Source organism: Mycobacterium sp., assembly GCF_032162105.1.
Lineage (GTDB): Bacteria > Actinomycetota > Actinomycetes > Mycobacteriales > Mycobacteriaceae > Mycobacterium.
On the sequence record NZ_JAVRPS010000633.1, the window covers coordinates 1 to 5,055 of the forward strand.

General features: G+C 63.5%; 6 protein-coding genes and 3 pseudogenes. 5 read left to right on the top strand and 4 right to left on the bottom strand.

From position 1 onward, the window contains the following. The 5 genes and pseudogenes from nrdF to QOC69_RS32085 all read left to right on the top strand — a co-directional run. A partial coding sequence (gene nrdF / locus QOC69_RS32065) for a class 1b ribonucleoside-diphosphate reductase subunit beta (protein ID WP_526446530.1) occupies window positions 1–744 on the top strand: 744 nt, incomplete at its 5' end. A gap of 134 nt (window positions 745–878) precedes the next feature. Then, window positions 879–1,120: pseudogene (locus QOC69_RS32070) on the top strand (Arm DNA-binding domain-containing protein); the annotation flags it as partial. 806 nt (window positions 1,121–1,926) lie between these two features. Beyond that, window positions 1,927–2,421, top strand: coding sequence for a hypothetical protein (locus QOC69_RS32075; protein ID WP_526446531.1), 495 nt, complete (start codon window positions 1,927–1,929; stop codon window positions 2,419–2,421). A gap of 352 nt (window positions 2,422–2,773) precedes the next feature. Next, a complete protein-coding gene (locus QOC69_RS32080; RefSeq protein ID WP_526446532.1) occupies window positions 2,774–3,127 on the top strand; it encodes a hypothetical protein in 354 nt (117 codons plus the stop codon). 77 nt (window positions 3,128–3,204) lie between these two features. After that, a pseudogene (locus QOC69_RS32085) lies at window positions 3,205–3,297 on the top strand (hypothetical protein); the annotation flags it as partial. On the opposite strand, the gene QOC69_RS32090 reads toward QOC69_RS32085, so the two are convergent. From QOC69_RS32090 to QOC69_RS32105, 4 genes and pseudogenes are all read right to left on the bottom strand, one after another. Next, window positions 3,294–4,139 (bottom strand): class I SAM-dependent methyltransferase, encoded by an 846-nt coding sequence (locus tag QOC69_RS32090; RefSeq protein ID WP_526446533.1) that lies wholly within the window; start codon window positions 4,137–4,139, stop codon window positions 3,294–3,296. The pseudogene QOC69_RS32085 and the gene QOC69_RS32090 sit on opposite strands and share 4 nt — an antisense overlap. After that, the gene (locus QOC69_RS32095; protein WP_526446534.1) at window positions 4,136–4,471 is read right to left on the bottom strand and encodes a VOC family protein; all 336 of its coding nucleotides are present in this window, start codon (window positions 4,469–4,471) and stop codon (window positions 4,136–4,138) included. The genes QOC69_RS32090 and QOC69_RS32095 overlap by 4 nt, the downstream gene beginning before the upstream one ends. Window position 4,472: 1 nt before the next feature. Next, window positions 4,473–4,637, bottom strand: a complete 165-nt coding sequence (locus QOC69_RS32100) for a ribbon-helix-helix protein, CopG family (RefSeq protein ID WP_526446535.1) — start codon at window positions 4,635–4,637, stop codon at window positions 4,473–4,475. Between the two features lie 98 nt (window positions 4,638–4,735). Further along, window positions 4,736–5,055 (bottom strand): annotated as a pseudogene (locus QOC69_RS32105) (amino acid permease); the annotation flags it as partial.

The following is a 5,055-nucleotide window of genomic DNA, read 5'->3' on the forward strand; positions in this document are numbered from 1 at the left end:
GTCGGCGCGGTGAGCCTGATCCCCGACGCGCTGACCCAGCACGAAGAGGCGGTCTACACCAACATCGCGTTCATGGAGTCGGTGCACGCGAAGAGCTACAGCAACATCTTCTCCACGCTGTGCTCGACCGTGGAGATCGACGAGGCGTTCCGCTGGTCGGAGGAGAACTCCAACCTGCAGCGCAAGGCCGAGATCGTGATGAACTTCTACCGGGGCGACGATCCGCTGAAGCGCAAGGTGGCCTCGACGCTGCTGGAGAGCTTCCTGTTCTACTCCGGCTTCTACCTCCCGATGTACTGGAGCAGCCGCGCCAAGCTGACCAACACCGCCGACATGATCCGGCTGATCATCCGCGACGAGGCCGTGCACGGCTACTACATCGGCTACAAGTTCCAGAAGGGTCTGGCCCTCGAGGACGAGGCCCGCAAGGCCGAACTCAAGGACTACACCTACGAGCTGCTGTTCGAGCTCTACGACAACGAGGTGGAGTACACCCAGGACCTCTACGACGAGGTCGGCCTCACCGAGGACGTCAAGAAGTTCCTGCGCTACAACGCCAACAAGGCGTTGATGAACCTCGGCTACGAGGCGCTGTTCCCGAAGGACGAGACGGACGTCAACCCGGCGATCCTGTCGGCGCTCTCACCGAACGCCGACGAGAACCACGACTTCTTCTCCGGCTCGGGTTCGTCGTACGTGATCGGCAAGGCCGTGAACACCACCGACGAGGACTGGAACTTCTAAGTACGCAGCTCAGATACCCCTAAGTTTCAAGCTGAGGGTATCTAGATGGCCAACAGTTCGACGGACGTCCTCCGAGTAGCGGCAGGGCACTTCTGCCCACATTTTGCCCAGCCACATTCCTCCACGGTGTGGGCATGGCTGTGGTGCACGCGTACGAGACCAAGCGGGGCAAACGCTATCGGGTTCGGTATCGCACTCCGGACAACCGGCAGACCGACAAGCGCGGGTTCAAGCGCAAGCGCGACGCCGAGCAGTTCGCCAACACCGTCGAGGTGTCCAAGCTGCGGGCGAGTACGTCAACCCCGCCGACGCCCGCACGACCGTGGACGCCCTCGGGCAAGCCTGGCTGGAACGCCAGAAAGGACACCTCAAGCCGTTCAACCGACTGGCAAGGTAGCGGCGGTCACGCACCAATTCGGTTAGGGCATCAGCAAGTTCCGGTCGAAGGCGAGCCACCGGCAGTTGCGGGGTCGCAAGGCTTCGGCATGGGGATCGCGGAGCGCGCACGCGGCGTCCAAATTGACTCCAGATCAAGAAGATTGGCGGCTTTCAAATCAACCTGTAGAGAATGACAAACGGTTGAGCTTCAAATCCGCTGTAGGAAGCAATAACTACTTTGGGGACTACTTGCACCAAGAGGGACGGTGTTGGTGGCGATTTCGATTGCTCAGCTGCTCGAAATGGCTTGCTTGTCTTAGGTGAGAAGACCGGCGAGTCCGCAGGAGCAGTCACAGTCGCAGCACAGGCCGCGTACATCGACCTCAAATGAACGGTTGGCACGCTCTGCGTTGTTGCCCATGTAGGAGGAGCGCCGTCATGAACGATTACGACCCCACAAGTCCCCACGAGACCCTTTCCGCTCGCCCCGTTTCGCCGCCTCCTCCGCCAGCGTCTCCGCCAGACTCGTTGGCTTCGGTAACCATGGCCAAGCAGGCACGCCGGCCAGGGGTACGGCGATTGGTGTCGAAGAGAAAGAGTGGAGGGATTGTGGCCGTTGCGCTGATGTGTGCGGTGATCGGATTTTCTGCCGGTTGCGCCACATCCCCCTCGGCAACGACCGCGTCCCCGTCAGCAACGACCGCGTCCCAGCCGGCAACGTCAGGGCAACCCGTGCCCAGCGGCGGGGGAGCCAACGCTCGGTCTGGCGCGGCCTCAGGGGGAGCATCCGGCACGATCGACAGCGTGTCCCCGTCGAGCTTCACGATGTCGACATCGGCGGGTCAGAAGGTGACCGTCAACCAGGCGTCCTCTACGACGTACCTGAACGGGACGAGCTCGACCTCGGCGAGTGCGATTACAACAGGGGAAAGTGTTCTCGTACTTGGGACGACCAGCGGAACGACCATCACGGCCACGCAGGTCATCGTGCAACCGAATGACGGCGGCGGATCTGCGGCTTCCTCGGCGGCAGGGGTGATCCCCTTCCAGCGCGGTGCACCAAGCACGTCGAAGCAGGTCGGTCAGATCCCGGCGAACTACAGTGAGGGGTCGGGGACGATCGTCAGCGGAACGGAAGCGGATGGGGCGACGAAAGCTGCGCTGCCCGCCTACCCTGGGGGCGTCGTCGACCGTGTTGTGAAGCTGAGTGACGGCGAGTACGAGGTCCACTACATCGGCGTCAACTGGCCGCACCACGTCTTCGTCGGCGAGGACTTCACCGTCGTCGGTGCCAATTAGACTATTGCTCCTGCGGCTTCCAACGTATCCGCTGCCGGTTCGTTGCGGCTCGCACCGCCGCGTCTCGCCTGATGGGCACAGGCTCCAAGATCAAATCTGTAGGGCCAGAATAAGGGGCCAAACTCTCAGGGCATTTGGGGCGCCAGCATCGAGTTGAAGTTCGGACACCTGGGCCGCATCAAGGTGCAGCAGGAGCGGCTAGCAGAGGCTAGGCGTGAGATCCGCGAGCGGTTGTTCGGCGCGCAATATACACGGTTGCGATCCGAAATCACAACTTGCCCAACCACTTTCGTACTGTCATCCGATTCACGCCAATGGTCTGCGCGATGTCGACCTCGGTTACGCCGTCGCCGTGAGCAGCGATGGCGGCATCTTTCGCGGCCTTCGGCGCACGACCCGCGGTCGACGACGGCAGCTGGCCGACTACGCGCGCAGGCTGCGTGCGCTCTTCTCGCCGGTCCTCCAGGACATCGCCCGCTTGGACCGCGACATCAAAGCAGCACTTGAGCACACCGCGTCGGTGGCCTCGCAAGCCCTGACCGATGCCAAGCAGCATCTGGAGGAGTTCAAGGCGGGCCAGACCCGCGCCGAGGTCTTGGACCTGCGTGTCGCGATCTGGGCCTGGCCATCACGGCGGTGGGCCTGGTGCTGGCATTCTGGGCGTAATGTGCCTCGCCGTGCCGACATATTGCCCACATTGTGTTGATTTCTGCAGGTATTAAGAGGCATCAGCAGATATGAATCTTCGCAGGTGAGGGGCATTTTCGACCCTCTGACCAGGTAGCTGCGCAGAACCATAACTTCTTCTCCGGCTCGGGCTCGTCCTACGTCATCGGCAAGGCCGTGAACACCACCGACGAGGATTGGAACTCCTAGACCCGGGCCACCAGAAGCCGTTCGACGCTCGACGGCCGTAGCCCGTCGATGCGGCCGGCGAAGTAGCGCTCGGTCGGCGAAACGTGTTGCACCGAACTGAATCCGGCGTCAAGCGCCATCGCCTCGATGTCGGACGGGGCGTAGTGGCTGATGAACGGGGTGCCGGACTGCCGCGCGGCGGCCTCGACCGCGAGCTGGGCTGGGCGTTCGGCTTCGTCGACGAGGTCGGTCGGCACCAGAAATGTCATCGCCAACGTCGAGCCGGGCGCCAGCGTCGCGACCTGGCGCATGGTGGCTGTGGTCGCTTCGCGGGTGAGGTACATGCTGACGCCCATCGACGATACGACGGCGGCACGGTTGGGGTCGAACCCGTTGGCGCCCAGCGCATCCCACCACGACTCGCCGCTCTCGAAGTCGACGGGCACCAGGTGCAGCCAGTCGGGCACCCCGAACCCGAGTTCGTCGAGGCGCGACCGCTTCCAGGCCTGTGGGCCGGGCTGGTCGACCTCGAAGACCTGCAGCCGGGCGGCGAGTTCGGGCCTGCGTTGGGCGAAGCTGTCCAGGCCGGCGCCCAGGATCACGTACTGGCCGAGGCCGCCCGGGAGCTGTTCCTCGACCAGGTCCTCGATGAATCGGGCGCGCCCGACGATCGACGCGCGGATGAGCGCCGTGCCTTCAGGATTCATGTCACCCCGTGCCCGCCAGCCAGGATCGGGATGGGCGAGCTCGAGGCCGATAGTGTCGTCGAGGACGTGCGGTGGATCATCGATCTCGACATGCAGCGCACGCCATAGCGCGACCCGCACTGCGGTGCTCTCCGGTGCCACGGTGTCGGACGTCATTTCGTGGCCTGCAGCGTCCACTCGCGGCCATCGGGGTCGCGAACGGTCATCAGCCTGGTGCCCCAATGGGTGTCCTCCCATTGGTCGACGACCTCGACGGAGGCATCGAGCTCGTACGCGTCGGCGTCGGCCACCGCCAGCACGATGTTCCGTCGAGTCGGCTCGGTCTCGGGGACCTCGGAGATGAAGAGGTAGGGACCGTCGCCGTTGCGCAGCTGACCGGAGTTGTGGTCTGTCTCGAATTCGACTGTGTAGCCCAACTTCTGGAAGAACTTGGCGGACTTGCCCCAGTTGTGAGTCTCCAGGAACACGGCCTCGATGCCGTCGGTCATGTCAGGTCTCCTTGTCCGTCGATCCGCGAGTGTCGAGGTATGCCCGCAGTGCCTCGGTGACCAGCGCGGACAGCGACATCTCGGTTTCGATGGCGTGATGCTTGACCTGCCGGATCAACCCGATCGGCAGGTAGACGTTGAACTGCTTGACGTCTTCGTCGGCCACGACGTCAGGCTAGCATACTAGCAATCTAGCCGTAAAGCCCTCACGCCAACGCAAGAGGCTCCCGCACGCTCGGCGTGCGGGAGCCTCTTGGTCGACTGTCAGGCAGGGGGAGGCGCCGGCGTCTCCTCCTCGGTGCGCTCGTGAGTCTCCTCCATGACCGTGCGACCGATCTCGGCGTAGATCTCCGGCTTGGAGAAGCGCATCCACACTGCGTAGGCCACCCCGATGACGAACAGCGCCAGGATCAGGTAGGGCGCGGCCTTGAACACCAGCGAGTTGGCTGCGAGGCCGGCCGCGAACGCGCGGTTGTCCCACAGTGCCCACACCACGTACAGCATCGCGATACCGCCGATCAACGGGCAGATCAGCGTGGTGATCACGTTGCCGCGGTGAGTCTTTCGCACCCAGAAGTACCAGA